Consider the following 272-nt stretch of genomic DNA (forward strand, 5'->3'; position numbering starts at 1 on the left):
GGGGTCGCCGACGGTGTCGCCGGTGACCGCGGCCTTGTGCGCCTCGCTGCCCTTGCCGCCGAAATGGCCGTCCTCGATGTACTTCTTGGCGTTGTCCCAGGCGCCGCCGCCGGTGGTCATCGAGATGGCCACGAACAGGCCGGTCACGATGGTGCCGATCAGCAGCCCGCCCAGGGCGCGCGGCCCCAGCAACAGGCCGACCACGATCGGCACCCCCACCGGCAGCAGCGAGGGCAGGATCATCTCCTTGATCGCCGAGCGGGTCAGCATGT

1 protein-coding gene is annotated in these 272 nt (G+C 70.2%); it reads right to left on the reverse strand.

The features are described from left to right. Nucleotides 1-272 (reverse strand): sodium/proton-translocating pyrophosphatase (locus R0J87_RS20445; protein ID WP_498888546.1); only part of this gene is annotated, 272 nt, incomplete at both ends.

It is taken from the genome of Halomonas sp. SIMBA_159 (assembly GCF_046536035.1).
GTDB lineage: Bacteria > Pseudomonadota > Gammaproteobacteria > Pseudomonadales > Halomonadaceae > Vreelandella > Vreelandella venusta_A.